Annotated in this window: 24 protein-coding genes; 17 read left to right on the top strand and 7 right to left on the bottom strand. The window is 68.9% G+C overall.

Annotated elements, in window-relative coordinates; translation table 11 throughout:
- The first annotated feature begins 14 nt into the window (after window positions 1-14).
- The 9 genes from paaK to paaZ all read left to right on the top strand — a co-directional run bounded on the left by paaK (window position 15) and on the right by paaZ (window position 10,279).
- Window positions 15-1,340 carry a phenylacetate--CoA ligase PaaK gene (paaK, locus tag LMJ29_RS10675; RefSeq protein WP_229605502.1) on the top strand — a complete coding sequence of 442 codons (1,326 nt, stop codon included), beginning with the start codon at window positions 15-17 and terminating at the stop codon, window positions 1,338-1,340.
- A gap of 916 nt (window positions 1,341-2,256) precedes the next feature.
- Complete coding sequence (gene paaA / locus LMJ29_RS10680) at window positions 2,257-3,249, top strand: 1,2-phenylacetyl-CoA epoxidase subunit PaaA (protein ID WP_229605503.1); 993 nt, start codon at window positions 2,257-2,259, stop codon at window positions 3,247-3,249.
- Between the two features lie 27 nt (window positions 3,250-3,276).
- Window positions 3,277-3,558 (top strand): 1,2-phenylacetyl-CoA epoxidase subunit PaaB, encoded by a 282-nt coding sequence (paaB, locus tag LMJ29_RS10685; protein WP_090212460.1) that lies wholly within the window; start codon window positions 3,277-3,279, stop codon window positions 3,556-3,558.
- 11 nt (window positions 3,559-3,569) lie between these two features.
- Window positions 3,570-4,334 (top strand): 1,2-phenylacetyl-CoA epoxidase subunit PaaC, encoded by a 765-nt coding sequence (gene paaC / locus LMJ29_RS10690; RefSeq protein ID WP_229605504.1) that lies wholly within the window; start codon window positions 3,570-3,572, stop codon window positions 4,332-4,334.
- 88 nt (window positions 4,335-4,422) lie between these two features.
- Complete coding sequence (paaD, locus tag LMJ29_RS10695; RefSeq protein ID WP_229605727.1) at window positions 4,423-4,968, top strand: 1,2-phenylacetyl-CoA epoxidase subunit PaaD; 546 nt, start codon at window positions 4,423-4,425, stop codon at window positions 4,966-4,968.
- A 43-nt stretch (window positions 4,969-5,011) separates the two neighbouring features.
- Window positions 5,012-6,097 (top strand): 1,2-phenylacetyl-CoA epoxidase subunit PaaE, encoded by a 1,086-nt coding sequence (paaE, locus tag LMJ29_RS10700; RefSeq protein WP_229605505.1) that lies wholly within the window; start codon window positions 5,012-5,014, stop codon window positions 6,095-6,097.
- A 94-nt stretch (window positions 6,098-6,191) separates the two neighbouring features.
- The gene (locus LMJ29_RS10705; RefSeq protein ID WP_229605506.1) at window positions 6,192-6,500 is read left to right on the top strand and encodes a DUF485 domain-containing protein; all 309 of its coding nucleotides are present in this window, start codon (window positions 6,192-6,194) and stop codon (window positions 6,498-6,500) included.
- Window positions 6,497-8,146: a cation acetate symporter gene (locus LMJ29_RS10710; protein ID WP_229605507.1), complete on the top strand. Its 1,650-nt coding sequence runs from the start codon at window positions 6,497-6,499 to the stop codon at window positions 8,144-8,146. Before LMJ29_RS10705 ends, LMJ29_RS10710 begins: the two co-directional genes overlap by 4 nt.
- An 87-nt stretch (window positions 8,147-8,233) precedes the next feature.
- Entirely contained in the window at window positions 8,234-10,279 is a 2,046-nt protein-coding gene (gene paaZ / locus LMJ29_RS10715; protein WP_229605508.1) for a phenylacetic acid degradation bifunctional protein PaaZ, read from the top strand.
- 171 nt (window positions 10,280-10,450) lie between these two features.
- Here the strand turns inward: paaZ and LMJ29_RS10720 are convergent, their stop codons facing one another.
- Entirely contained in the window at window positions 10,451-10,807 is a 357-nt protein-coding gene (locus LMJ29_RS10720; protein WP_229605509.1) for a diacylglycerol kinase, read from the bottom strand.
- 175 nt (window positions 10,808-10,982) lie between these two features.
- Window positions 10,983-11,474, bottom strand: coding sequence for an anti-virulence regulator CigR family protein (locus LMJ29_RS10725; RefSeq protein WP_229605510.1), 492 nt, complete (start codon window positions 11,472-11,474; stop codon window positions 10,983-10,985).
- 295 nt (window positions 11,475-11,769) lie between these two features.
- Here LMJ29_RS10725 and LMJ29_RS10730 point away from each other — a divergent pair, with 295 nt between their 5' ends.
- From LMJ29_RS10730 to LMJ29_RS10745, 4 genes are all read left to right on the top strand, one after another.
- Complete coding sequence (locus LMJ29_RS10730; protein WP_229605511.1) at window positions 11,770-11,952, top strand: hypothetical protein; 183 nt, start codon at window positions 11,770-11,772, stop codon at window positions 11,950-11,952.
- An 84-nt stretch (window positions 11,953-12,036) separates the two neighbouring features.
- Window positions 12,037-13,401, top strand: a complete 1,365-nt coding sequence (locus LMJ29_RS10735) for a glutamine synthetase family protein (RefSeq protein WP_229605512.1) — start codon at window positions 12,037-12,039, stop codon at window positions 13,399-13,401.
- Between the two features lie 192 nt (window positions 13,402-13,593).
- The gene (locus tag LMJ29_RS10740) at window positions 13,594-13,959 is read left to right on the top strand and encodes a cupin domain-containing protein (protein ID WP_229605513.1); all 366 of its coding nucleotides are present in this window, start codon (window positions 13,594-13,596) and stop codon (window positions 13,957-13,959) included.
- A gap of 311 nt (window positions 13,960-14,270) precedes the next feature.
- Window positions 14,271-14,636 (top strand): cupin domain-containing protein, encoded by a 366-nt coding sequence (locus tag LMJ29_RS10745; protein WP_229605514.1) that lies wholly within the window; start codon window positions 14,271-14,273, stop codon window positions 14,634-14,636.
- 196 nt (window positions 14,637-14,832) lie between these two features.
- Here LMJ29_RS10745 and LMJ29_RS10750 read toward each other — a convergent pair whose 3' ends face one another.
- The 4 genes from LMJ29_RS10750 to LMJ29_RS10765 all read right to left on the bottom strand — a co-directional run bounded on the left by LMJ29_RS10750 (window position 14,833) and on the right by LMJ29_RS10765 (window position 19,654).
- Window positions 14,833-16,329: a CoA-acylating methylmalonate-semialdehyde dehydrogenase gene (locus LMJ29_RS10750; RefSeq protein ID WP_229605515.1), complete on the bottom strand. Its 1,497-nt coding sequence runs from the start codon at window positions 16,327-16,329 to the stop codon at window positions 14,833-14,835.
- Window positions 16,330-16,406: 77 nt separating this feature from the next.
- Window positions 16,407-17,729, bottom strand: a complete 1,323-nt coding sequence (locus tag LMJ29_RS10755) for an aspartate aminotransferase family protein (protein WP_229605516.1) — start codon at window positions 17,727-17,729, stop codon at window positions 16,407-16,409.
- 338 nt (window positions 17,730-18,067) lie between these two features.
- On the bottom strand, window positions 18,068-18,601 hold the full coding sequence (locus tag LMJ29_RS10760) for a hypothetical protein (protein ID WP_229605517.1): 534 nt from the start codon (window positions 18,599-18,601) through the stop codon (window positions 18,068-18,070).
- Between the two features lie 27 nt (window positions 18,602-18,628).
- On the bottom strand, window positions 18,629-19,654 hold the full coding sequence (locus tag LMJ29_RS10765) for an extracellular catalytic domain type 2 short-chain-length polyhydroxyalkanoate depolymerase (RefSeq protein ID WP_454824035.1): 1,026 nt from the start codon (window positions 19,652-19,654) through the stop codon (window positions 18,629-18,631).
- A gap of 432 nt (window positions 19,655-20,086) precedes the next feature.
- Here LMJ29_RS10765 and LMJ29_RS10770 point away from each other — a divergent pair, with 432 nt between their 5' ends.
- From LMJ29_RS10770 to LMJ29_RS10780, 3 genes are read left to right on the top strand one after another with little or no spacing between them, the layout of a single operon-like run.
- A complete protein-coding gene (locus LMJ29_RS10770) occupies window positions 20,087-21,910 on the top strand; it encodes a SulP family inorganic anion transporter (RefSeq protein WP_229605519.1) in 1,824 nt (607 codons plus the stop codon).
- A 32-nt stretch (window positions 21,911-21,942) separates the two neighbouring features.
- Entirely contained in the window at window positions 21,943-22,356 is a 414-nt protein-coding gene (locus tag LMJ29_RS10775) for an archease (RefSeq protein ID WP_229605520.1), read from the top strand.
- 54 nt (window positions 22,357-22,410) lie between these two features.
- Complete coding sequence (locus tag LMJ29_RS10780; RefSeq protein WP_229605521.1) at window positions 22,411-22,803, top strand: YkvA family protein; 393 nt, start codon at window positions 22,411-22,413, stop codon at window positions 22,801-22,803.
- On the opposite strand, the gene rloA3 is transcribed toward LMJ29_RS10780, so the two are convergent.
- A complete protein-coding gene (gene rloA3 / locus LMJ29_RS10785; protein WP_377655898.1) occupies window positions 22,791-23,321 on the bottom strand; it encodes a retropepsin-like aspartic peptidase RloA3 in 531 nt (176 codons plus the stop codon). The two genes, LMJ29_RS10780 and rloA3, sit on opposite strands and share 13 nt — an antisense overlap.
- Before the next feature lie 184 nt (window positions 23,322-23,505).
- On the opposite strand from rloA3, the gene groL reads away from it, so the two are divergent.
- Window positions 23,506-25,131 carry a chaperonin GroEL gene (groL, locus tag LMJ29_RS10790; RefSeq protein WP_229605522.1) on the top strand — a complete coding sequence of 542 codons (1,626 nt, stop codon included), beginning with the start codon at window positions 23,506-23,508 and terminating at the stop codon, window positions 25,129-25,131.
- Window positions 25,132-25,141: the final 10 nt, after the last annotated feature.

The following is a 25,141-nucleotide window of genomic DNA, read 5'->3' on the forward strand; positions in this document are numbered from 1 at the left end:
CAAAGAGAGATGCCATGAACGCCATGCACAACGCCTCTGCGCACACCGCCCTCATCGATCCGATGGAAACCGCCAGCCTCGATCACCTGCGCGCCCACCAGCTCGAGCGCCTGCGCTGGTCCCTGCAGCACGCCTACGACAACGTGCCGGTGTACCGCAAGAAGTTCGAGGCACTCGGCGTGCACCCGAGCGACCTGAAGTCGCTGGCCGACATCGCCAAGTTCCCCTTCACCACCAAGAGCGACCTGCGCGACAGCTACCCGTTCGGCATGTTCGCCGTGCCGATGGAGCGCGTCTCGCGCGTGCATGCCTCCAGCGGCACCACCGGCCAGCCCACCGTGGTCGGCTACACCGCCAACGACATCGACACCTGGGCCAACCTGGTGGCGCGCTCGATCCGCGCCGCCGGCGGCCGCCCCGGGGATCGCGTGCACGTCGCCTACGGCTACGGCCTGTTCACCGGCGGCCTGGGCGCCCACTACGGCGCCGAACGCCTGGGCTGCACGGTGATCCCGATGTCCGGCGGCCAGACCGAGAAGCAGGTCCAGCTGATCAAGGACTTCCAGCCCGACATCATCATGGTCACCCCCTCGTACATGCTGAACATCGCCGACGAGCTGGAGCGCCAGGGCATCAACCCGCACAAGCTGGCGCTGCGCCTGGGCATCTTCGGCGCCGAGCCGTGGACCGGCCAGCTGCGCGGCGAGCTGGAGAGCCGCCTGGGCATCCAGGCCATGGACATCTACGGCCTCTCCGAGGTGATGGGCCCGGGCGTGGCCATGGAGTGCGCCGACTGCAAGGACGGCCCGACCATCTGGGAAGACCACTTCTTCCCCGAGATCATCGACCCCGTGACCGGCGAGGTACTGCCGGACGGCCAGATGGGCGAGCTGGTGTTCACCTCGCTGTCCAAGGAAGCGCTGCCGATCATCCGCTACCGTACCCGCGACCTGACCCGCCTGCTGCCGGGCACCACCCGCGCCATGCGCCGCATCGACAAGATCACCGGGCGCAGCGACGACATGCTGATCATCCGCGGGGTCAACGTGTTCCCCACGCAGATCGAGGAGCAGGTATTGAAAGTCAAACAGCTTTCCGCGCAATACGAGCTGCATGTGTATCGCAATGGCAACCTCGACGGCATGGACGTGCACGTCGAGCTCAAGCCGGAGTTCGGCCACCTGGAGGACACCGAACTCAACGCGGTGAGCCGCGAGTTGGCGCACCACATCAAGAGCAGCGTCGGCATCAGCACGCGCATCCAGATCAAGCCGGCGTTCAGCCTCAAGCGCTCGGAAGGCAAGGCCTGCCACGTCTACGACACGCGCAAGGCCGGCTAAGCGCGGTACTCCTTCGGGCCCCGCTTCGGCGGGGCTTTTTTATGCCCGCACAGCGCCAGCACGGCCCTGATCGTACCCACGCTCCGCGTGGGCACGCCGCCACGGGCGCTCCTGCGCCCCGGGACGCGGAGCGTCCCGCCTCGGGCTCCCACGCCGGAGCGTGGGAGCCATCGTCGCTTCGGAAGGCCGGCCTGCGCCGTGGTGCGTAGGGTGGGTTAGGCCGCAGGCCGTAACCCACCAACCGGCCGCCAGGCCGGCCCATCGCGATGCCTGGCGGCATCGTTGGTGGGTTACGCCGCGTGGCGGCTAACCCACCCTACGCCCCCTGGGCAACGCCTCGCTCGCGCTGAGCGTGCCCATGCAGCGGGCCGGGCAATGGGTTACGCCGCCTACGCACCAATCCAACCAGTACGTAGGGTGGGTTAGGCCGCAGGCCGTAACCCACCAACCGGCCACCAGGCCGGCCCATCGCGATGCCTGGCGGCATCGTTGGCGGGTTACGCCGCGGGGCGGCTAACCCACCCTACGTCTCTGCGCAACGCTTTGCTCGCGCTGAGCGTACCCACGCAGCGGGCCGGGCAATGGGTTACGCCGCCTACGCACCAATCCGACCGGCGGGAAGCATATCGCCGCGCGCCCGGAACAGCCGCGTCCGGCCTTGCCATGGGGAGCCCGACCGCCTCCCCGGGCGCCGCCCAGAAAGGCTCTGGAATAGGCCTTTCAGGCGAGCGCACCGGCCCGCCGCAAACGTCACGCGAGTCACGCTGCGCATCGCTCTGAAAACCGTTTCACTCATCGCCAAACGATACAAAGCGACACTGAAAGGATTTTCTTGCATGTGATTTATGTATCATATAAAAATACAGAAAGCCCAGGCGCTGCCCTGCCTGCAACCACGGCCGGAGAAAACAAGAAAATGTACGCACAACTCGTCGAAACCGGAGTCAAGCGCGTCAAGAGCCTCGAGGAGATGTCTCCCGAGGAACGCGCCTTCCAGGAACGCATCGATGCCGAGATCAAGATCGAGCCGAAGAACTGGATGCCGGACGCCTATCGGCAGACCCTGATCCGCCAGATCTCCCAGCACGCCCACTCGGAAATCGTCGGCATGCTGCCCGAGGGCAACTGGGTCACCCGCGCGCCGACCCTGAAGCGCAAGCTGCAGCTGATGGCCAAGATCCAGGACGAAGCCGGCCACGGCATGTACCTGTACAGCGCCATGGAGACCCTCGGCGCCGACCGCGACGAGGAGATCGACAAGCTCCACGCCGGCAAGGCCAAGTACTCGAGCATCTTCAACTACCCGACCCTGAACTGGGCCGACATGGGTGCGGTGGGCTGGCTGGTCGACGGCGCCGCCATCGTCAACCAGGTGGTGCTGCAGCGCACCAGCTACGGTCCCTACTCGCGCGCGATGATCCGCATCTGCAAGGAAGAGAGCTTCCACCAGCGCCAGGGCTACGAAATCCTCCTGACCATGATGCGTCACGGCAACCAGGCCCAGAAGGACATGGTTCAGGACGCCATCAACCGCCTGTGGTGGCCGTCGCTGATGATGTTCGGCCCGAGCGACGCCGACTCGCCCAACAGCGCGCAGTCGATGTCCTGGAAGATCAAGCGCATGAGCAACGACGACCTGCGTCAGCGCTTCATCGACCAGACCGTGCCGCAACTGGAATTCCTCGGCTGCACCGCTCCCGACCCGGACCTCAAGTGGAACGAGGAGCGCGGCCACTACGACTTCGGCCAGATCAACTGGCAGGAGTTCTACGACGTGCTCAAGGGCAACGGCCCGTGCAACCGCGAACGCATCGCCACCCGCCGCAAGGCGCTCGACGATGGCAAGTGGGTCCGCGAAGCCGCCGTCGCCCACGCCGCCAAACGCCAACAAAAACAAAACGCTGCCTGATCGGCGCCTGAACCGGAGAACCCTGTCATGTCCGAATGGATCCTTTTCGAAGTTTTCGTCCGCTCCAAGCACGGCCTGAACCACAAGCACGTCGGCAGCGTGCACGCCGCCGACGCCAACATGGCCCTGGAAAGCGCCCGTGACCTGTACACCCGCCGCAACGAAGGCGTGAGCATCTGGGTCGTGCCCTCGGCGCAGATCACCGCCACCGCCGGCGACGAGAAAGAGCCGTTCTTCGACCCGTCGCAGGACAAGGTCTACCGTCACGCCAGCTTCTACGAGCTGCCCGACGAAGTCGGTCACATGTGAGGAAGCCGGTCATGACTGACAACAAGAACGATCTGATCGAATACCTGCTGCGCCTTGCCGACAACGCCATGATCAATGGCCAGCGTCTGTGCGAGTGGTGCGGCCATGCCCCGGCCCTGGAAGAGGAAATGGCGTTGATGAACGTCGCCCTCGACCTGGTCGGCCAGGCCCGCAACTGGTACGAGTACGCCGCCGAGCTGCTGGCCGACGGTCGCGACGCCGACCGCCTGGCCTTCACCCGCGACGAGCGCGACTTCCGCAACACCCTCTTGGTCGAGCAGCCCAACGGCGACTACGCGGTGACCACCGCCAAGCTGTTCCTGTTCGACGCCTGGCACCTGCACACCCTGCAGGCGCTGACCGCCTCCAAGGATGAGCGCATCGCCGCCATCGCCGCCAAGGGCGTCAAGGAAGCGACCTACCACCTGCGCCGCTCCGGCGAGTGGGTCGAGCGCCTGGGCGACGGCACCGAGGAAAGCCGCCAGCGCATGCTCGCCGCGATCGACGAGCTGTGGCGCTTCACCGGCGACCTGCTGGCCGGCGACGCCATCCAGCAGCGCCTGGCCGAGGCCGGCATCGCCGCCGACGCCGCAGCTGTCGCTGCCGCCTGGCAGGCGACCGTCGAGCAGGTGTTCGGCGCCACCAACCTGCCGGTTCCGCAGCCCTCCAGCTACTTCTACCTGGACGGCAAGAAGGGCCTGCACACCGAGCACCTGGGCATCCTGCTGGCGGAGATGCAGTTCCTGCAGCGCGCCTACCCCGGCGCGACCTGGTAAGCCCGGTCCGTAACCGACGATCCGCGGAGGAGCCATGAGCAACGCATCCGAGCTCGACGCCCTGTTCGGCGGCAGTCCCGTCGCCGGCATGGGCAACAGCGATCGGTCCGCCGGACTGATCGCCTCCGACGGCGGCGCGCGCGTGGCGGACGAATCCGACCTGCCGCGCGCCTGGCAGGTGCTGGAGCAGGTGATGGACCCGGAAGTGCCGGTGGTCAGCGTGGTCGACCTCGGCATCATCCGCGAGGTCAGCTGGGCCGATGGCCACCTGCAGGTGGCCGTCACCCCGACCTACTCCGGCTGCCCGGCCACCGAGCTGATCGAGACCGAGGTGAGCCGCGCGCTGGAACGCGCCGGCTTCCGCGCCCCGCGCCTGGAGCGCCGCCTGGCGCCGGCCTGGACCACCGACTGGATCAGCGAGCAGGGCCGCGAGCGCCTGCGCGTGTACGGCATCGCCCCGCCGGCCGGCAGCACCAGCAAGCGCAGCCTGCTGGGCGAGAAGGACGAGATCTGCTGCCCGCACTGCGGCAGCCACGAGACCGAAGTGGTCAGCCAGTTCGGCTCCACCGCCTGCAAGGCCCTGTACCGCTGCCGCTCCTGCCTGGAGCCCTTCGACTATTTCAAGTGCATCTGAACGGCTCGCCCACCGCCGCGACGCGAGCCTGGAGAACAACAAGATGAGCAAGTTCCACACGCTGACCATTCGTGAAGTACGCCCGGAAACCCGCGACACGGTATCGGTGGCCTTCACCGTGCCCGCCGAGCTCAAGGACAGCTTCCACTACACCCAGGGCCAGCACCTGGTGATGCGCACCCAGATGGACGGCGAGGAAGTGCGCCGCACCTACTCGATCTGCAGCGCGGTGAGCGAGGACGACCTGCGCGTGGCGATCAAGCGCGTGGACGGCGGCCTGTTCTCCAACTACGCCAACGAGCAGCTCAAGGCCGGCGATACCCTGGAAGTGATGCCGCCGGCCGGCCACTTCTCCATCCCGCTCAATCCGGCCCGCGCCGGCAACTACCTGGCGGTGGCCGCCGGCAGCGGCATCACGCCGATCATGTCGATCGTCAAGACCACCCTGGAAACCGAGCCGGACAGCCGCTTCACGCTGATCTTCGGCAACCGCGCCAGCAGCACCACCATCTTCCGCGAGCAGCTCGAGGACCTGAAGAACCAGTACCTCGACCGCCTCAACCTGATCTTCGTGTTCAGCCGCGAGCAGCAGGACATCGACCTGTACAACGGCCGCATCGACGCCGCCAAGTGCGACGCGCTGTTCTCCCGCTGGGTCGACGTGCCGAACCTCGACGCCGCCTTCATCTGCGGCCCGGTGGAGATGACCGAGTGCGTGCGCGACGCCCTGCGCCGCCACGACCTGATCAACGAGCGCATCCACTTCGAGCTGTTCACCGCCGGCACCCCGGGCGAGGTCGCGCAGAAGCGCGCCGCCCGCGAAGCCGCCGCCAAGACCTCCGGCGCGGTCAGCCACGTCACCGTGACCAGCGACGGCCGCAGCATGACCTTCGACCTGGCGCGCAACACCCAGAGCCTGCTGGACGCCGGCAACGCCCTGGGCATGGAGCTGCCCTACTCGTGCAAGGCCGGCGTGTGCTCGACCTGCAAGTGCAAGGTGGTCAAGGGCGAGGTGGAGATGGACGCCAACTTCGCGCTGGAGGACTACGAGGTGGCCGCCGGCTACGTGCTGTCCTGCCAGGCCTTCCCGGTCAGCGACGAGGTTGTGCTCGACTTCGACCAGCTCTGATCGCCCGAACCTGCGTGCATCGCGCCCCCGCCGGTAACGGCGGGGGCGCAGCAACAAGCGTGTCACTCATAAATAAAACAAAGTGAGCACAGCCATGACTCCGCAACAGATCGAACGTATCCAAAGCCTCCCGCAATACCAGGCGCTGATCCGCCAGAAAACCCGCCTCAACTGGTCGCTCACCGTGGCCATGCTGGTCGTCTACTACGGCTTCGTGCTGCTGATCGCCTTCTCCCCGGCGACCCTCGGCCAGTCGCTCGCCGGCGGCGTCACCAGCGTCGGCATGCTGATCGGCGTCGGCATCATCCTCTTCTCGCTGACTCTCACCGGCATCTACGTGCGCCGCTCCAACCAGCATCTCGATCCGCTCAACGAGCAGGTCAAGCAGGAGTGCGGCCAATGAAACGTCTCGTCACCCGCCTCGCTCCCCTCGCCCTGCTGCTGGCCAGCGCCAGCGCCCTGGCCGCCGACGGCGCCAGCCGCCCGCTGAACTGGCACGCCATCGGCATGTTCCTGCTGTTCGTATTGTTCACCTTCGGCATCACCCGCTGGGCGGCCCAGCGCACCCGCTCGACCAGCGACTTCTACACCGCCGGCGGCGGCCTGACCGCGGGCCAGAACGGCCTGGCAATCGCCGGCGACATGGTCTCGGCGGCGTCCTTCCTCGGCATCTCGGCGATGATGTTCGCCACCGGCTTCGACGGCCTGCTGTACGCCCTGGGCGTGCTCGCCGGCTGGCCGATCATCCTGTTCCTGATCGCCGAACGGCTGCGCAACCTCGGCAAGTTCACCTTCGCCGACGTGGTCGCCTACCGCCTGGGGCAGACCCCGGTGCGCATCACCGCGGCCTTCGGCACCCTGACCGTGGCGCTGATGTACCTGGTGGCACAGATGGTCGGCGCCGGCAAGCTGATCGAGCTGCTGTTCGGTATCGACTACCTGTACGCGGTGCTGCTGGTCGGCGTGCTGATGGTGTTCTACGTCACCTTCGGCGGCATGCTGGCCACCACCTGGGTGCAGATCGTCAAGGCGGTGCTGCTGCTCTCGGGCACCACCTTCATGGCCTTCATGGTGCTCAAGCACTTCGGCTTCAGCACCGAGGCGATGTTCGCCGGCGCCGCCAAGGTGCACGCCAAGGGCAGCGCGATCATGGGCCCGGGCGGGCTGCTGTCCAACCCGGTCGACGCCATTTCGCTGGGCCTGGGCATGATGTTCGGCACCGCCGGCCTGCCGCACATCCTGATGCGCTTCTTCACCGTCGCCGACGCCAAGACGGCGCGCAAGTCGGTGTTCTACGCCACCGGCCTGATCGGCTACTTCTACCTGCTGCTGATCGTGGTCGGCTTCGGCGCCATCGTCATGGTCGGCAGCGACCCGCAGTTCCGCGACGGCGCCGGCGCCATCATCGGCGGCGGCAACATGATCGCCGTGCACCTGTCGCAGGCGGTCGGCGGCAGCCTGTTCCTGGGCTTCATCTCGGCGGTGGCCTTCGCCACCATCCTCGCCGTGGTCGCGGGCCTGGCGCTGTCCGGCGCCTCGGCGGTGTCCCACGACCTGTACGCCGTGGTGCTGCGCAAGGGCCAGGCCAGCGAGCAGGAGGAGATGCGCGTGTCGCGCCTGGCCACCCTGGTGATCGGCGTGCTGGCCATTGGCCTGGGCCTGGTCTTCGAATCGCAGAACATCGCCTTCCTGTCCGGCCTGGTGCTGGCCATCGCCGCCTCGGTCAACTTCCCGGTGCTGTTCCTGTCGATGTTCTGGTCGGGCCTGACCACCCGCGGCGCGGTCGCCGGCAGCGTCATCGGCCTGGTCAGCGCGGTCGCCCTGGTGGTCCTCGGCCCGGCGGTGTGGGTCAACGTGCTGAAGAACCCCAGCGCGATCTTCCCCTACGCCAACCCGGCGCTGTTCTCCATGACCCTGGCCTTCCTCGGCGCCTGGCTGTTCTCGGTCAGCGACGCCTCGGCGCGTGCCGGCGAGGAGCGCGGCCGCTTCGCCGCCCAGTTCATCCGCGCGATGACCGGCGTGGGCGCGGCCGGCGCCAGCCAGCACTGAGCCATTCGTGCCGGCCTCCTGGCGAGGCCGGCGTTTGCATTCAAGCGCGGCCGGTTGGCCGCCCACGACACAACGACGGAGCCCCAAATGGCCAACGCGTGCACCCTGCAAAGTTTCATCGGCGGCCGCTGGACCGGCGCTGACGCCGCCCAGGCGCTGAAAAGCGCCATCGACGGCCACATCGTCGCCCACACCCACGCCGACCAGATCGACTTCGCCGAGGCGGTAGCCTTCGCCCGCCACAGCGGCGTGGCGGAGCTGATGAAGCTCGACTTCCAGACCCGCGCGCAGATCCTCAAGGCGCTCGGCAAGTACCTGATGGAGCGCAAGGAGCAACTCTACGCGATCAGCCACCACAGCGGCGCGACCCGCGTGGACAGCTGGATCGACATCGAGGGCGGCGCCGGTACCCTGTTCGCCTACGCCAGCATGGGCAGCCGCGAGCTGCCCTCCGGCAACCTGATCCACGAAGGCCCGGCCATCCCGCTGGGCAAGCAGAACCACTTCGCCGGCACCCACATCCTGGTGCCGCGCGGCGGCCTGGCCGTGCACATCAACGCCTTCAACTTCCCGATCTGGGGCATGCTGGAGAAGTTCGCGCCGACCTTCCTCGCCGGCATGCCGTGCATCGTCAAGCCGGCCACCGCCACCAGCTACGTCACCGAGGCCTGCGTGCGCCTGATGTACGAATCCGGCCTGCTGCCCGAGGGCAGCCTGCAGCTGATCGTCGGCAGCACCGGCGACCTGCTCGACCGCCTGGAAGGCCCGGACGTGGTGACCTTCACCGGCTCGGCCGACACCGCCGCCCGCCTGCGCGTACACCCCAACCTGATCCGCAACTCGATCCCCTTCAACGCCGAGGCCGACTCGCTGAACTGCGCGATCCTCGCCCCCGACGTCACTCCGGACGACGAGGAGTTCGAGCTGTTCGTCAAGGAAGTCGCCCGCGAGATGACGGTCAAGGCCGGCCAGAAGTGCACCGCGATCCGCCGCATCATCGTCCCCGAGAACCGCATCGACGCGGTCGGCGAGCGCCTGGCCGCGCGCCTGGCCAAGGTGGTGGTGGGCGATCCGAGCAAGGAAGGCGTGAAGATGGGCGCGCTGGCCTCCCACGACCAGTTCGCCGACGTCGCCAGCCGTGTCGACGCCCTGCTGACCAGCAGCGAGCTGGTGTTCCGCGGCGAAGCCCAGTTCGTCGGCGAGCAGGTCGCCGAGGGCGCGTTCTTCGCCCCGACCCTGCTCAAGAGCCGCGACCCGCACGCCGCGGGCGGCGCCCACGACATCGAGGCCTTCGGCCCGGTCAGCACCCTGATGGCCTATGGCGACCTCGACGAGGCCCTGGCCCTGGCCGCACGCGGCAAGGGCAGTCTGGTGTCCACCCTGGTCACCAAGGACCCGCGCGTCGCCGCCCAGGTGGTGCCGGCCGCCGCCGCCTGGCACGGCCGCGTGCACGTGCTGGACGCCGAGGCCGCCAAGGAGTCCACCGGCCACGGCTCGCCGCTGCCGATGCTCAAGCACGGCGGTCCCGGCCGCGCCGGCGGCGGCGAGGAGCTGGGCGGCATCCGCGCGGTCAAGCACTACCTGCAGCGCACCGCCGTGCAGGGTTCGCCGACCATGCTCAGCGCCATCACCGGCGAATACGTGCGCGGCGCCAAGGTCATCGAGACCGAGGTGCACCCGTTCCGTCGCCACTTCGAGGAGCTGCAGATCGGCGAGTCGCTGCTGACCCACCGCCGCACCGTCACCGAGGCCGACCTGGTCAACTTCGGCTGCCTGTCGGGCGACCACTTCTACATGCACTTCGACGAGATCGCCGCCAAGGAATCGCAGTTCGGCAAGCGCATCGCCCACGGCTACTTCGTGCTGTCGGCGGCCGCCGGCCTGTTCGTCTCCCCCGGCGTCGGCCCGGTGCTGGCCAACTACGGCCTCGACACCCTGCGCTTCGTCAGCCCGGTGGGCATCGGCGACACCATCCAGGCGCGCCTGACCTGCAAGCGCAAGATCGACCAGGGCAAGCAGTCCAGCCTCGGCACCCCGCAGGGCGTGGTGGCCTGGGACGTGGAAGTCACCAACCAGAACGGCGAGCTGGTGGCCAGCTACGACATCCTGACCCTGGTGGCCAAGCGCGGCTGAGCCCTTCGCAAGACTTCGCCGCGCCCCACCGGCGCGGCGTCACCCCAGGCCGGTTTGCGGCGCGGCCCAGGGCCGGCGTCCCGCCACAAGCGGGGCCCGTTCCTCGGCCCGCCCCAAGCCCCTGTTTCTGTGCTCCCGCCGGCCTCGCGCCGGCGTCTTTTTGTCCGGCTCTCACCCGGCCAGCCAGTCCAGCGCATAAGCCAGCCCCACCACCACGGCGATACCACTGGCGACCAGCACCGCGCCGGCGGCGATGTCCTTGGCCGCGCCGATTTCCGGATGCTCCTCGGGATGCACGTGGTCGCTGAGCGCCTCCAGCGCGCTGTTGACCAGCTCGGCAACCAGCACCAGACCCACCGCCAGGGTCAGCAGCGCCCACCACAGCGGCCCCGGCCGCGTCGCCAGCAGCACCAGCAGGACCAGCGCCGCGGCCAGCAGATGGATGCGGAAGCTGCCCTCGCGCCTCACCGCCAGCTGCAGGCCGTGCAGGGCGAAGCCCACGCGCTTGATGAATGGTTGTCCCTTCATGCCGCTTCTCCAGCCCCCCCCTGAATGCAGGGTAGCCAACCGGCTCGCGCCTGCGCGGCCCGGGCAGCGATGGCCGTGTGGCTGCCGCGTCCCCGCGCAGGCGCCCATCGCCGCGGCGCGGCAAACGAAAAGGCCCGCGTCTCGCGACCCCGGCCTTGGCGACGGACTGACCGCCTCAGTTGAACATGTCGTTGAGCACGTTGTTGATCAGGCCGCTGGAGATCGACACCTGCACCAGGTCGGTGCCCACCCGCAGCCACTCGTAGCCCTCGTAGTGGGGCAACCGGCTGACCAGCCGGCTGTCCAGGTGCTTCTTGGCGATCCCCGGCGGCAGCGGCTTGCCGCGCTGCAGGTTCTTGCGGATGCCCGGCGGCAGCGCCGGCTCCGGCCCCCAGTAGCTGCGGCTGTCGCCGATGGTCACGCGGATGCGGTCGTGGTCGACCGCGAAGTCGCCGCGACCGTCATGGTAGGACTGCCCGCCACTCGGCTTGCCGGCGGATGGCGGCTTCTGCCCCTGCGGGGCGCCCTTCTGGCCCTGGCCACCCTTGCCCTCGTGCGCCTGCTGCGGGTGACCATCCTTGTCCTTCGGCTCGGCCAGCAGGGCCGGGGAACCGGCCGCCAGAACCAGGCCGGTGAACAGCACAATGGCGGATCGCGACTTGAACATATCCTTGCTCTCTCCGGAAAAGGGATCGTCCCTGCCCATTCGACCGCCCGCCGGCGCAAGGTTCCGGGCACCGGGGCGCAGAGCGGCCGGCAGGGCACGGCCGCCCTGCGCCCAGCATAGCCTGCGCCCCGCCGGCGCGGGCGAGGCGCGCGCCACTCGGCAAGGCCGCGCCATCGCCGGCCGACGCCGGCTGTGGTGCAAACCCCGGCAGGCCGTGCCACAAGGTGCACAGGCGCTATTGCAGGCCCGTCCGAACCCACCTAGATTCAATTGATCCCGGTCCATCAGCCAGCTCATGTCCCTGACCATGCCGCGTACCAGCCCGCCCAATTTCGCCGCCACCCTGCGGCCCCGGGCGGGGTTCGTCGCCGCGTGGCTCAATCCCTGTCTCAACGCGATTCTCGCCTTCTGGGCGCTCTGGCACTGCCGCCACGCCCGGCCTCCCGCTTCCCGTCGCCGCTTTATCGCCGATCACTGACGCCGCCACGCGCGGCACATCGATGAATGCCTCCACCCGCCCGGCGGGAGGACCCCATGCGCCCCGGCGCAGACGAGAACGACCATGCACTTCGCCCACGAACAGGAAGCCCAGGATTTCCTGGCCAGCAACCCCGACATCGACCTCTTCGAGCTGTTCATCCTCGACGCCAACGGCGTGCCGCGCGGCAAGCTGCTGCACCGCGAGGAGCTGCTCGCCGTGTACCGCAGCGGCCGCCCGCTGCCCAGCACCATCCTCGGCCTCAGCCTGGCCGGCGAGGACGTGGAGGACAGCGGCCTGGTCTGGGACGTCGGCGACGTCGACTGCCGCGCCTACCCGCTGGCCGGCAGCCTGGTGCGCCTGCCCTGGCGCAAGCTGCCGACCGGCGCGCTGCAGGTCAGCATGCATCCGCAGGAAGGCCTGCCGGCCAGCGTCGCCGACCCGCGCCACCTGCTGATCCGCACCATCGACCGCCTAGTCGCCGACGGCCTGCACCCGGTGATGGCCTGCGAACTGGAGTTCTACCTGCTCGACGAACGCCCCGACGCCCATGGCCGCCCGCAACCGGCGCTGGACACCGACGGCGGCCGGCCGATCCAGACCCAGGTCTACGGCCTGCGCGAGCTGGAGCAGATCGAGCCGTTCCTCGCCGACCTCTACGCCGCCTGCAAGGCGCAGGGCATCCCGGCGCGCACGGCGATCTCCGAGTACGCCCCCGGCCAGGTGGAGATCACCCTGGAGCACGGCCCGGCGCTGGAGGCCATGGACCAGGCGGTGCGCTACAAGCGCCTGGTCAAGGGCGTCGCCCACGCCCACGGCATGCGCGCCTGCTTCATGGCCAAACCGTTCGCCGAAATCGCCGGCACCGGCCTGCACATGCACGTCAGCCTGGCCGACGCCGCCGGCAACAACCTGTTCGCCGCCGAGGACGCCGCCGGCACCCCGCTGCTGCGCCAGGCGGTCGGCGGCATGCTCGCCAGCCTGCTCGACTCGCTGCTGCTGTTCTGTCCCAACGCCAACTCCTACCGGCGCTTCCAGGCCCACAGCTACGCGCCGCTGGCGTTGAACTGGGGCGTCGACAATCGCACCGTCAGCCTGCGCGTGCCAGGCGGCCCGGCCTACACCCGGCACGTCGAGCACCGCATCAGCGGCGCCGACGCCAATCCCTACCTGGCCGCCGCGGCGATCCTCGCCGGCGTGCACCGCGGCATCCGCGACCGGCTCGACCCGGGCGCGCCGGTGGAAGGCAACGGCTACGCCCAGGCCAAGACCCTGCTGCCCACCGACTGGCTCAGCGCACTGAACGCACTGGAGCGCTCCGAGTGGACGCGCGATGCCTTCGGCGCCGAGTTCCTGCGCGTTTATCTCGCGGTCAAGCGCGCCGAGTACCGCCAGTTCATGAGCGAGGTCGGCGAGCAGGACTGGCGCTGGTACCTGAACCAGGCCTGAGCCGCCAGCGCCGCGCCAGGAACAGGCGCAACGAACGTCATCATCCCGCCCGTGCTGGCCGCCGTGGAGCGCACCCCCAACCTGCTCCCGCGCGGCCATCCAGCGGGAAGCCGACTCCCCCTGCGTTCAGGGCGGTGGGTGCTGGAAAAGCTACGCTGAAGCCCACGGCAACGACTTGAACAAGAGGCCCTCATGTCCATCCAGCAGATCGTCGACTTCGCCCAGACCAGCACCCCGACCGAGCGCTACAGCCCGGCCGCGGAGAAGGTGCTCGCCGGCAATCCCGAGCAGAGCGTGCGCAACCACTACGCCAGCCCCTGCGGCCAGTTCAACGCCGGCGTCTGGGAGGGCGCGGTCGGCCAGTGGAAGATCGAGTACACCGAGCACGAGTACTGCGAGATCCTCCAGGGCGTCTCGGTGCTGCGCGACCGGGACGGCAACGCCCGGACCGTGCGCGTCGGCGACCGCTTCGTGATCCCGGCCGGCTTCGTCGGCACCTGGGAAGTGCTGGAGCCGTGCCGCAAGGTGTACGTGATCTTCGAGCAGGCCAGGGGCTGAGCCTGTCCGCAAGCGACTCGCCCGTGATCGCGGCGGGAGGAGCCGGCGACCTCTCCACCGCCCCCTTCGACCGTCCCCCTCGCCGTCAGCCGGCGAGTCATGCCGTGCGACGGTGCGCCCCGAGCGCGCCGCTCGGCGGCGCCGAGCATTCTGGCAACGACCGCCACGAGTCGCTGCGCGCCTTCGGCAGGGGCCGGGCATACCGAGCCGAAAGCCGCCTGGATTAAGCTGCCCGCGGCGTCGGGACCCGCCTCCAGGGGCGGGGCCGCCGCCCTCCGCGCGCCCTTCAATCTTCCCCGAGAGAGTCCCACATGCCCATCCAGCAGATCGTCGATTTCGCCCAGGCCAGCACCCCTGCCGAGCACTACAGCCCGGAGCCAGAAACCCTGGTCGCCGGCAACCCCGAGCAGAGCCTGCGCAATCACTACTCCAGCCCGTGCGAAAAGTTCAGCGCCGGCGTCTGGGAGAGCGCGGTCGGCCAGTGGCAGGTCGACTACACCGAGCACGAATACATCGAGATCCTGCAGGGCGTCCTGGTGCTCCGCGACGAGGAAGGCAACGCCAAGACCGTAAGCGCCGGCGACCGCCTGGTGGTCCCGGCCGGCTTCAAGGGCACCCTGGAGGTGCTGGAGCCGGTGCGCAAGGTGTACGTGGTCTTCGAGACTGCCGCAGCCTGAGCCTGACCCCAGTCTCGCGAACGCCCCGCTCCCGGCCTCCGGAAGCGGGGCGTTCGCGTTGGCGAGCGGGAAAGGGCGCCGGTGCGGCGGCAGGCTTGACGCAACGACCCGCCGCACAAGGCAAAACGCCGCGTCCCCGAAGGGATGCGGCGTTGCCGATGGTCAGGGCGGACGGCAGTCCGCCCGTTTGCGGGACTCAGCCGTTGCTCGGGAAAGCGAACTGCGCCGCTTCGTGCGTGGCGCGCTGCGGCCAGCGCTGGGTGATGGCCTTGCGGCGGGTGTAGAAGCGCACGCCGTCCGGGCCGTAGGCGTGCAGGTCGCCGAACAGCGAGCGCTTCCAGCCGCCGAAGCTGTGGTAGGCCACCGGCACCGGCAGCGGCACGTTGACGCCGACCATGCCCACTTCGATCTCGTCGCAGAAGAGGCGCGCCGCCTCGCCGTCGCGGGTGAAGATGCAGGTGCCGTTGCCGTACTCGTGGTCGTTGATCAGCGCCATGGCCTCCTCCAGGCTGTTCACCCGCACCACGCACAGCACCGGGCCGAAGATCTCTTCCTGGTAGATGCGCATGTCCGCGGTGACGCGGTCGAACAGGGTGCCGCCGACGAAGTAGCCGTCCTCGTGCCCGGCCACGCGGAAGCCGCGCCCGTCCACCACCAGCTCGGCGCCGGCGGCCACTCCGTCGTCGATATAGCCGACCACCCGGTCGCGCGCGGCGGCGGTGACCAGCGGGCCCATGTCCAGGCCGCAGCTGGTGCCGGCACCGATCTTCAGGCTCTTGATCTGCGGCACCAGCTTGTCGATCAGCGCATCGGCGACCTGGTCGCCCACGCACACCGCCACCGAGATGGCCATGCAGCGCTCACCGCAGGAGCCGTAGGCGGCGCCCATCAGCGCGCTGACCGCGTTGTCCAGATCCGCGTCGGGCATCAGCACGGCATGGTTCTTCGCCCCGCCCAGGGCCTGCACGCGCTTGCCGCGCTTGCAGCCCTCGGCGTAGATGTACTCGGCGATCGGGGTGGAGCCGACAAAGCTCAGCGCTTTCACTTCCGGCGCCTCGATCAGCGCGTCCACTGCTTCCTTGTCGCCGTGCACCACGTTGAGCACCCCGTTGGGCAGGCCGGCCTGGTGCAGCAGCTCGGCGATGAACAGGGTCGAGCTGGGATCGCGCTCGGAGGGTTTGAGGATGAAGCAGTTGCCGCAGACGATGGCCAGCGGATACATCCACAGCGGCACCATGGCCGGGAAGTTGAACGGAGTGATGCCGGCGACCACGCCCAGCGGCTGGAAGTCGCTCCAGGCGTCGATGTTCGGGCCGACGTTGCGGTTGTACTCGCCCTTGAGGATTTCCGGGGCGGCGCAGGCGAACTCGACGTTCTCGATGCCGCGCCTGAGCTCGCCGGCGGCGTCCTCGAGGGTCTTGCCGTGCTCGGCGCTGATCAGCGCCGCGATCTCGGCCTCGTGCTGCTCGAGCAGCTGCTTGAAGCGGAACATCACCTGGGCGCGCTTGACCGGCGGGGTGTTGCGCCAGGCCGGGAAGGCGGCCCTGGCCGCGTCGATAGCGAGCTGCACGGTGGCGCGGTCGGCGAGGGCGACCTGGCCGCTGACGCTGCCGGTGGACGGGTTGAATACGTCCGCGCTGCGGCCCTGGCTGGCGGTGCGTACGCCGTCGATCAGATGGGGGATGAGGCTCATTTTATTTTCCTTGGCTCGACAAGCCCCGCCGCCGGGGGCGGGGCTAAAGGGATTGGGGGTGGCGGGATCGCCAGCGATCAGGCGACGCCGTTGAGGGCCTGGCCGACCGCATCGAACAGGCGGTCCAGCTCTTCGGGCTTGGCGTTGAAGGTCGGGCCGAACTGCAGGGTGTCGCCGCCGAAGCGCACGTAGAAGCCGGCCTTCCACAGCGCCATGCCGGCCTCGAACGGGCGGACGATGGCGTCGCCGTCGCGCGGGGCGATCTGCAGGGCGCCGGCCAGGCCGCAGTTGCGGATGTCGACGACATGTTTGGCGCCCTTGAGGCCGTGCAACGCCTGCTCGAAGTGCGGCGCCAGCTCCGCGGCCTGCTCGACCAGGTTCTCGCGCTTGAGCAGCTCCAGGCTGGCCAGGCCCGCGGCGCAGGCCACCGGGTGCGCCGAGTAGGTGTAGCCGTGGGTGAACTCCACCGCGTACTCGGGGCTGGCCTGGTGCATGAAGGTGTCGTAGATCTCCCGGCTGGCGACCACCGCGCCCATCGGGATGGCGCCGTTGGTGATCTGCTTGGCCACGTTCATCAGGTCCGGAGTCACCCCGAAGTACTCGGCGCCGGTCCACTTGCCCATGCGGCCGAAGGCGGTGATCACCTCGTCGAAGATCAGCAGGATGTTGTGCTGATCGCAGATCTCGCGCAGGCGCTGCAGGTAGCCGGTGGGCGGCACGATGACGCCGGCCGAGCCGGACATCGGCTCGACGATCACCGCGGCGATGTTGGAGGCGTCGTGCAGCTCGATCAGCTTGAGCAGCTCGTTGGCCAGCTCCACGCCGCCGGTCTCCGCCATGCCTTTGGTGAAGGCCAGACCCGGCTGCAGGGTGTGCGGCAGGTGGTCGACGTCCATCAGCTGGCCGAACATCTTGCGGTTGCCGCCGATGCCGCCCAGGGCGGTGCCGGCGACGTTGACGCCGTGGTAGCCGCGGGCGCGGCCGATCAGCTTGGTCTTCTGCGGCTGGCCCTTGAGGCGCCAGTAGGCGCGCGCCATCTTGATCGCGGTGTCGGCGCACTCGGAGCCCGAACCGGTGAAGAACACGTGGTTCAGCTCGCCCGGGGTCAGCTCGGCGATCTGCTCGGCCAGCTGGAACGACAGCGGATGGCCGTACTGGAAGCCCGGCGAGTAATCGAGGGTGCCGAGCTGTTTGGCCACCGCCTCCTGGATCTCCTTGCGCGAGTGGCCGGCGCCGCAGGTCCACAGGCCGGACAGGCTGTCGTAGATGCGGCGGCCCTGGTCGTCGATCAGCCAGCTGCCTTCGGCGCCGACGATCAGCCGCGGGTCACGCTGGAAGTTGCGGTTGGCCGAAAACGGCATCCAGTGGGCATCCAGCTTGAGTTGCTCTGCCAGCGACATGGGCGTGCTCTCCTGCGTGCATGTGGTGTGCCGGCCCTGCCGGCGCCTGATGAGCTGGGCTCCCGGCGCAGCGGGAGCGGATGGCCCACGTTCGCACAGGATTCGCTTCGCAAAAACCCAGCAATTCGAATGCTTGGTTTACCAATCGCTAAACAATTGGAGTGGCGCGTTCCGGCCCCTCGCCCGGGGACGAGGACGGTCGAGGGCGAACCTTTGCCCGTGGCCAACCCGGGCCGCGGCGGCAAGCCTGGCTGGCGGCCCCACTTCGGGAGGCCGCCGGTGTTGCGCCGGGAGCACAGCGCCGGATTGCCCGGCGCTGTCGTCCCTTGCCGAGGCATTCAAGCGGCGGCTTGGCCCGGACCCTGGGCGCCGCCACCCTCCAGCATCCTTTGCAGCCAGGCATTGCAGGCCGACTGGATCTGGTTGAGCGTCGCCGCCTGCTCCTCGGCGTCGGCCTGGTACTGCTGGAGGATGTCGAGGCTGGAGCCCAGATAGGCGGCCAGCAGCTGCTGGGGCGACGAGACGCCGCGCAGGGCTCCGGCGAGCTGCTTGCCAGCGCCCAGGGTGGTGGTCAGGAAGCGGATGTAGCAGTCGCTCCCGCGGTCCAGGGCGGCCAGCTGGATGTCCGCCAGATCCCGATAGGCCGCGGTCAGGGCCGTGGGGTTCGTCCAGTTGTTGTCGACCGGCGTCCAGTTGATGCGCTGCATCGAAGTCACGATCTGCTGGCCGATCTGCAGGGCATCCTTGACCGGCGTGAAGGCTTCGCCCAGCTCCTGCAGGCCCTGGGCGCTTTCGCTCGCGTAGTCGCTCCAGCGCCTGAGCGCCTCGGCAAGCTTGGGATCGATCTCGGTAACTGCGGTATTGGCTGTCATGGTGTTTCCCCTTGGCAAATGAATGGCTCAGGTTCTGGGCTCGGAGAGACGGACGATCATCTTGTGGATGGCGCGCAACTGGGGGGCATTGCGGGTGAAATAGTCGGGGGTGGGATTGTTCGGCGAGGAGTAACCCCAGAAGTCCCAGCAGCCCTGGGGGTTCAGCGGCGTCGAAGTGGAAGGTTGCACCTGCGGGTAGAGGATGATCAGGTCGTTGGCCTCGGCCAGCTGGTTGTAGCCGGTCTGCGCGTAGTACTTGTCGCCGATCACCTGCGCGCCCTGCTTGCAGCCGTGCAACACCACGTGGATGCGGCAGCTGGTGCCGTTGCGGCACGCGGCGGGGACATAGGCATAGGCGGTATCGCTCATGCTGGTGTAGGGCGAGTCGAGGAACTCCGACTGGTCGAAGGCGATGATGGGGCTGCTCAACTGCTCGGCCGGCGGTTTCAGGCCCGGATAGATCTGCTTGAGGATGGTGCCGGACTGCTCGAAGTCGCAGTCGTTGATGAAGGGCGGCTTGGTCAACGGGCAGGAGGTATCGGTGCTGTTGTTGGTGAGCAGGGCGTGGCCGGCCTTGCCTTTCTCGTACTTGATCGAGGCTTCGGGCACGCCGACGGACTGGAAGAACGCCTTGGTCTGGTTCACCACCGTGGTCGTGACGGTTCTGTCACTGGCGCCGCTGTAGAGATAGATGCGGTCGTCCTTGAGGTTGCTCAGCGGGGCGATGTAGCCGTACTCGGCCAGCCAGTTGGTCTTCTCGACCAGCGCCGGCGTGTTGGGGCCGCTGCGCGCGGTCAGCGGGTTCATGCAGGTGGTCGTGGCGTTTTCCATCAGGCTGTTGCCCGCCCAGGACTTGGCGCACAAATACGGCCCGCCGGCGACGATGCCGGCGCCGACCATGATGTCCGAGAAGGCGACGTACAGCTGGGAGGTCATGAAGGCCCCCGACGACAACCCCGACACCGAGGTTTGTTGAATGGCCGCGCCGTAGGCGGGCAGCTTGCCGGCTGGCGATTGCGCGTGGGCCGGGGTGAAAGCGAGCAGGGAAAGCAATGCCAGGCCTGCCTTGAGACGAAGTCCAGGAATCCGTTTCATCATTTCTTAGCGAGAGACGCCCACCACGCGGGGCGGGGAGGGACAACATGGCAGCCTGGGGCGCCCCCTTGTGCTCGCTACCTCCGTTTGAGTGGTTTCTAAGGGGTGGAAGAGTTGCCATGGTTCGGCGAAAGCGCTCTGGAGTATGGGCGACAGGGGCGACTGTTCAAGTTTGCAAGCAAACTTTCATCCCCGCCGGTCGGGTCGAACGCGGCCCCCGCCGCTGCCGCAGATGCGCCCTGCCGGTCGCCGCCGGACACGTTCGGCGCCGGGGCTCTGCAGCGCCCGCATCCGCCCTCTCCCGCCCGCGCGGGGCCTCCCCTGTCGAGATTTGCTGCGCTCAGGTCGCGGCGACCGGGTCCTCGGCGGCTCCGGCCATCCCGCTCGCCAGTGTGCAAGCTGACTGGCGCCGGATTGCCGCCTAGGCTTTCCTGGAGCAACGTCGGCTCCTTTCGCGCCGCTGACTTCCGGCCTCTGGCAAAGGGTTCCAGCATGGGCAAGACGCCTCGCAACCCTCTCTCGCGCTGGCTCGGACGCATCGCCCCGGGGCTCGCCGCGCTGCTCGCCTACCGGCCCCGCGACCTGCCCAGCGACCTGGTCGCCGGCGTGTCGGTGGCCGCGGTAGCCCTGCCGGTCGGCGTCGCCTATGCCCAGCTCGCCGGCTTCAGCCCGGTGGTCGGTCTGTATGCCAGCATCCTGCCGCTGCTGGTCTATGCCCTGTTCGGCACCTCGCGCCAGCTGATCGTCGGCCCGGACGCCGCCACCTGCGCGCTGGTGGCCTCGGCGCTGGCGCCGCTCGCCGCCGGCGATGCCGGGCTCTATCTGTCGCTGTCGGTCGCCCTCGCCGGGCTGACCGGCGTGTTCTGCATTCTGGCGAGCTTCATCCGCCTCGGGGCGTTGGCCGACTTTCTCTCCAAACCCATCCTGGTCGGCTTCCTCAATGGGGTTTCCCTGCACATCCTCACCGGGCAACTGGGCAAGCTGGCCGGCGTGTCCATCGATGCGCCCGGAGTGCTGGGGCCGCTGGTGCAGCTGCTCGCACAGCATGCCGACTATCACTGGCCGACCCTGATGGTTGGACTGATCACCTTTGCCGTGCTGTTGATTTCGCCGCGCCTGTTGCCGCGGCTGCCGGCGGCCCTGGTGGCGCTGGTCGTCGCGACGCTCGTGGTCGCTGTCCTGGGTCTCGACCAGCACGGTGTAGCCGTCGTCGGCGCGGTGCCCGCCGGCCTGCCGGAGCTGCAGCTGCCGCACGTTCCCTTGCACCTGTTCGACGAACTGGCGGCTTCGGCGGCGGGGCTGGCGCTGGTCAGTTTCTCCAGCATGATGCTGACCGCACGCAGCTTCGCCGCCAAGAACCACTACGATATCGACGCCGACCGCGAATTCGCCGCCCTCGGCGCGGCCAACATCGCGGCAGCGCTGACCCAGAGTTTCGCCATCAGCGGTGCCGACTCACGGACAGCGATGAGCGATGCCGCCGGCGGCCGTACCCAGCTGACCGGCGTCATCGCGGCGCTGTCGATCGGCCTCGTGCTGGTGTTTCTCGCCGAACCCCTGCGCTTCGTGCCGGTCGCCGCGCTGGGCGCGGTGCTGGTCATCGCGTCGGTCTCGCTGCTGGATCTGCGTGCCCTGGTAGTGCTGTTCCGCTTCAGCCGAATCGAGTTTGCCTTCGCGATGCTGGCCACTACTGGCGTGATCTGGGTGGGCTCCATCCAGGCGATTCTGGTGGTGGTCATCCTGTCGCTGATCCGCTTCGTCAAACTCTACTCGCGGCCCCGGGTAGATGTGCTGGGCAAGGTGGAAGGCATATCGGGATTCCATCCCTTGGCCAACCATCCCGAGGCGACCACCTGGCCCGGCCTGTTGCTGCTGCGCTTCAATGCGCCGGTGGTGTTCTTCAACGCCAACTACTTCAAGCAGCAGGTGGAGCGCGCCGTCGCGCGTGCCGGCGAGGGTCTGCGCTGGCTGGTCGTGGATGCCATCCCGATCACCCAGATGGATGTGACGGGCCACTTCGTGGTCGAGGACCTGAAGACGGCTTTGCGCCAGAAGGGCGTGCAACTGGTCATCGCAGGACGGCGCCAGGAGATCGTGGAATGGCGCAAGACGCATGCGCTCGCGGCGGACGACACCCTGTACTTCCCGACCATGCGCAAGGCGGTGAAGGCGTTTCTGGCGCGGCAGGCGGATACCGCAGCCGCGGCCCCTTGATCACATCGACAGCCTCTTGACGGATGATTCCCATGCCCTGGCAAACCTTCCCCCACGAGGCCGACATCGGCGTGCGCGGCACCGGCGCCACGCTGGAGGAGGCGTTCGCCGGTGCGGCGCTGGCCTTGACCTCCGCGATCTGCGATCCGGCCACCGTCGCGCCAAGGCAGGCGGTACAGATCGACTGCGCCGCGCCCGATCCGGAGCTGCTGCTGGTCGACTGGCTGAACGCGCTGATCTACCGCATGGCCACCCGCCACCAGCTGTTTTCGCGCTTCGAGGTGCAGATCGACGGCAGCCGCCTGCACGCCACCGTCTGGGGCGAGGCGCTGGACGTGGCGCGCCACCAGCCGGCGGCGGAGGCCAAGGGAGTGTCGTTCTGCGAGTTGAAGGTGTGTCGGCAGGCCGACGGCCAGTGGCTGGCGCAGGCGGTGGTGGATGTCTGAACGGCCGGCGCGCCGTTATGCTGGGCCTTCCGCCGCCGCCCGGACGACCGCACGATGCTGAAGAAGGCCCTCGACAGGACGCGCCAGTGGGCCAGGAGCCTCAAGCGCCAGGTGATGGTGCTGTGGTTCTGCGCCCGTCACCCGGACACCCCGTGGGCGGCCAAGCTGCTCGCCCTCGCTGTGGTGGCCTACGCGCTCAGCCCCATCGACCTGATTCCCGACTTCATCCCGGTGCTCGGCTACCTGGACGACGTCATCCTGCTGCCGCTCGGCATCCTGCTGGCGCTGCGCCTGATTCCCGCGCCGGTGTTCGAGGCGTGCCGCCAGCAGGCGCAGGCCTGGGAGGCGGCCGGCGCGGCGCGGCCGCGAAGCCGGCTCGCCGCGGTGCTGATCGTCGCGCTCTGGCTGCTGCTCGGCACCTGGCTGGCGCAGCGCTACTTGTTCTGAGCCTTGCCGCCCGCGCAGCTCGGCTTATGGGTGAAGGTGCGCGAGACGTCCACCGCGCCGAGGTGCTCCAGGGTGCGGCGGCCGATCAGCACCGGGTAGAGCATGTCGCCGCGGTCGTTGAGGGAAAACTGCTCGTCGAGCAGCTGGTCGCCCAGGCACATCCGCATCATGACCACCGGACGGCGCTCGGCGCCGCCGGCGCCGCGCACCTTGATGTCGCGCTCGACGCGGCGCTCGAAGGGCATGCTCACCGCCTTGCCGGTGTCGCTGTCCTTGACCTCGACCTTGAAGCGCACCCACTTCTCGCCGTTCTTCTCGAAGCGCTCGAGCGCCTTGGCGTCCAGCGAGGAGGTCAGCGCGCCGGTGTCGAGCTTGCTCTTCACCGTGACGCCCTCGGGGAGCAGCCGGCCCTCCTCGACCCAGCCGTAGATTTCCGGCTGGCCGGCCTGCGCCGCCGGCACGGCGGCCAGCAGCGCCAGGGCGGCGGCGGCGAGCGAACCTGTCAGTCTGTACAACACGGCGAATCCTCCTGAACCGGGATGGCCGCAGTATCGCCCGGCCGAGGTGAACGATCCGTCAAGGCGCGCGCAACCGCCCGCCCCTCGCTACGCTGAAAGGATGCCGGCGGCCTGACTGCGCGCAAGGTGCGCAGGCCGCCGCCGGTCGAGCCTGCAGGCAGAATCCCGAGGGAGGGCCGCGCCCATGCCCCACACCAAGCTGCTATTTCGCAACGCCGCGCGCGAGAAGGTGCTGCGCGGCGCCACCCAACTGGCCGACGCGATCCGCGTGACCCTGGGGCCCAAGTCCAAGTCGGTGCTGATCCAGAGGAAGTGGGGCGCGCCGACGGTGTGCAACGACGGCGTGACCATCGCCAAGCTGGTCGAGTTGGAGGACGCCGAGGAGAACCTCGGCGCGCAGATGCTGCGCCAGGCCGCCGAGCGCACCGGCGAGGCGGTCGGCGACGGCACCAGCACCGCCACCGTGCTGGCCCACGCGATCCTCGCCGACGGCGTGCGCAACGTGGTCGCCGGGGCCAGCGCCATCGACCTCAAGCGCGGCCTCGACCGCGGCCTGCAGGCGGCGGTGGCGTCGCTCAAGGCGCTGTCGCGGCCGGTCAAGACGCGCAAGGAGAAGGCCCAAGTGGCGGCCATCTCGGCGCACAACGACGACCCCATCGGCGCGCTGGTGGCCGACGCCTTGGAGCGGGTCGGCGGCGAAGGGGTGATCACCGTCGAGGAATCGAAGACCACCGAGACGGTGGTCGACGTGGTCGAGGGCATGCGCTTCGATCGCGGCTACATCTCGCCCTACTTCATCACCGACGCCGAGAAGATGCAGGCGGTGCTCGACGATCCCTTCCTGCTGCTCTGCGACCACAAGATCGGCCTGCTCAAGGAGCTGGTACCGCTGCTCGAACAGATCGCCAAGAGCGGCCGGCCGCTGCTGTTCATCGCCGAGGACATCGAGGGCGAGGCGCTGGCCACCCTGATCGTCAACCAGATCCGCGGCATCCTGCGCGCGGTGGCGGTCAAGGCGCCGGGCTTCGGCGAGCGGCGCAAGGAGCTGCTCCAGGACATCGCCGTGCTCACCGCCGGCCAGGTGATCTCCAGCGAACTGGGCCTGCGCCTGGAGCAGGCCGAGCTGCGCCAGCTCGGCCACGCCAGGCGCGTGGTGGTCGACAAGGAGAGCACCACGCTGATCGGCGGCGGCGGGCGCAAGGAGGCCATCGAGGCGCGCATCGCGCAGATCCGCAAGCAGATCGAGGCGGCTTCCAGCGACTACGACCGCGAGAAGCTGCAGGAGCGCCTGGCGCGCCTCGCCGGCGGGGTCGGGGTGATCCGTGTCGGCGCGCCCACCGAGGCGGAGATGAAGACCCGCAAGGACGCCCTCGACGACGCCATCGCCGCGACCCGCGCGGCCATCGAGGAAGGCATCGTGCCCGGCGGCGGCATGGCCCTGCTGCGCGCGGTGCCGGCGCTGGCCGCGCTGGAGGAGCAGTGCGCCGGCGACGAGCGCACCGGCGTGCAGATCCTCCGTCGCGCCCTGGAGGCGCCGACCCGCACCATCGCCGAGAACTCGGCGGTGGACGCCGGCGTGGTGGTCGCGCGCATCCTCGCCGAGAACGGCCCGGTGGGCTTCGACGCGGCGACCAACCAGTACGTCGACCTGTACGCGGCCGGCATCGTCGACCCCACCAAGGTGGTGCGTATCGCCCTGGAGAACGCGGTGTCGGTGGCCAGCGTGCTGCTGCTCACCGAGGCGACCCTGACCGAGGTGCCCGGCCAGGACGAGCACGAAGCGCCGCCGCCGCTGCCGGGCATGGAGTGAGGCGCCGCGG

Origin of the sequence: Pseudomonas oryzagri (assembly GCF_020831405.1) — a bacterium.
Classification (GTDB): Bacteria; Pseudomonadota; Gammaproteobacteria; order Pseudomonadales; family Pseudomonadaceae; genus Geopseudomonas; species Geopseudomonas oryzagri.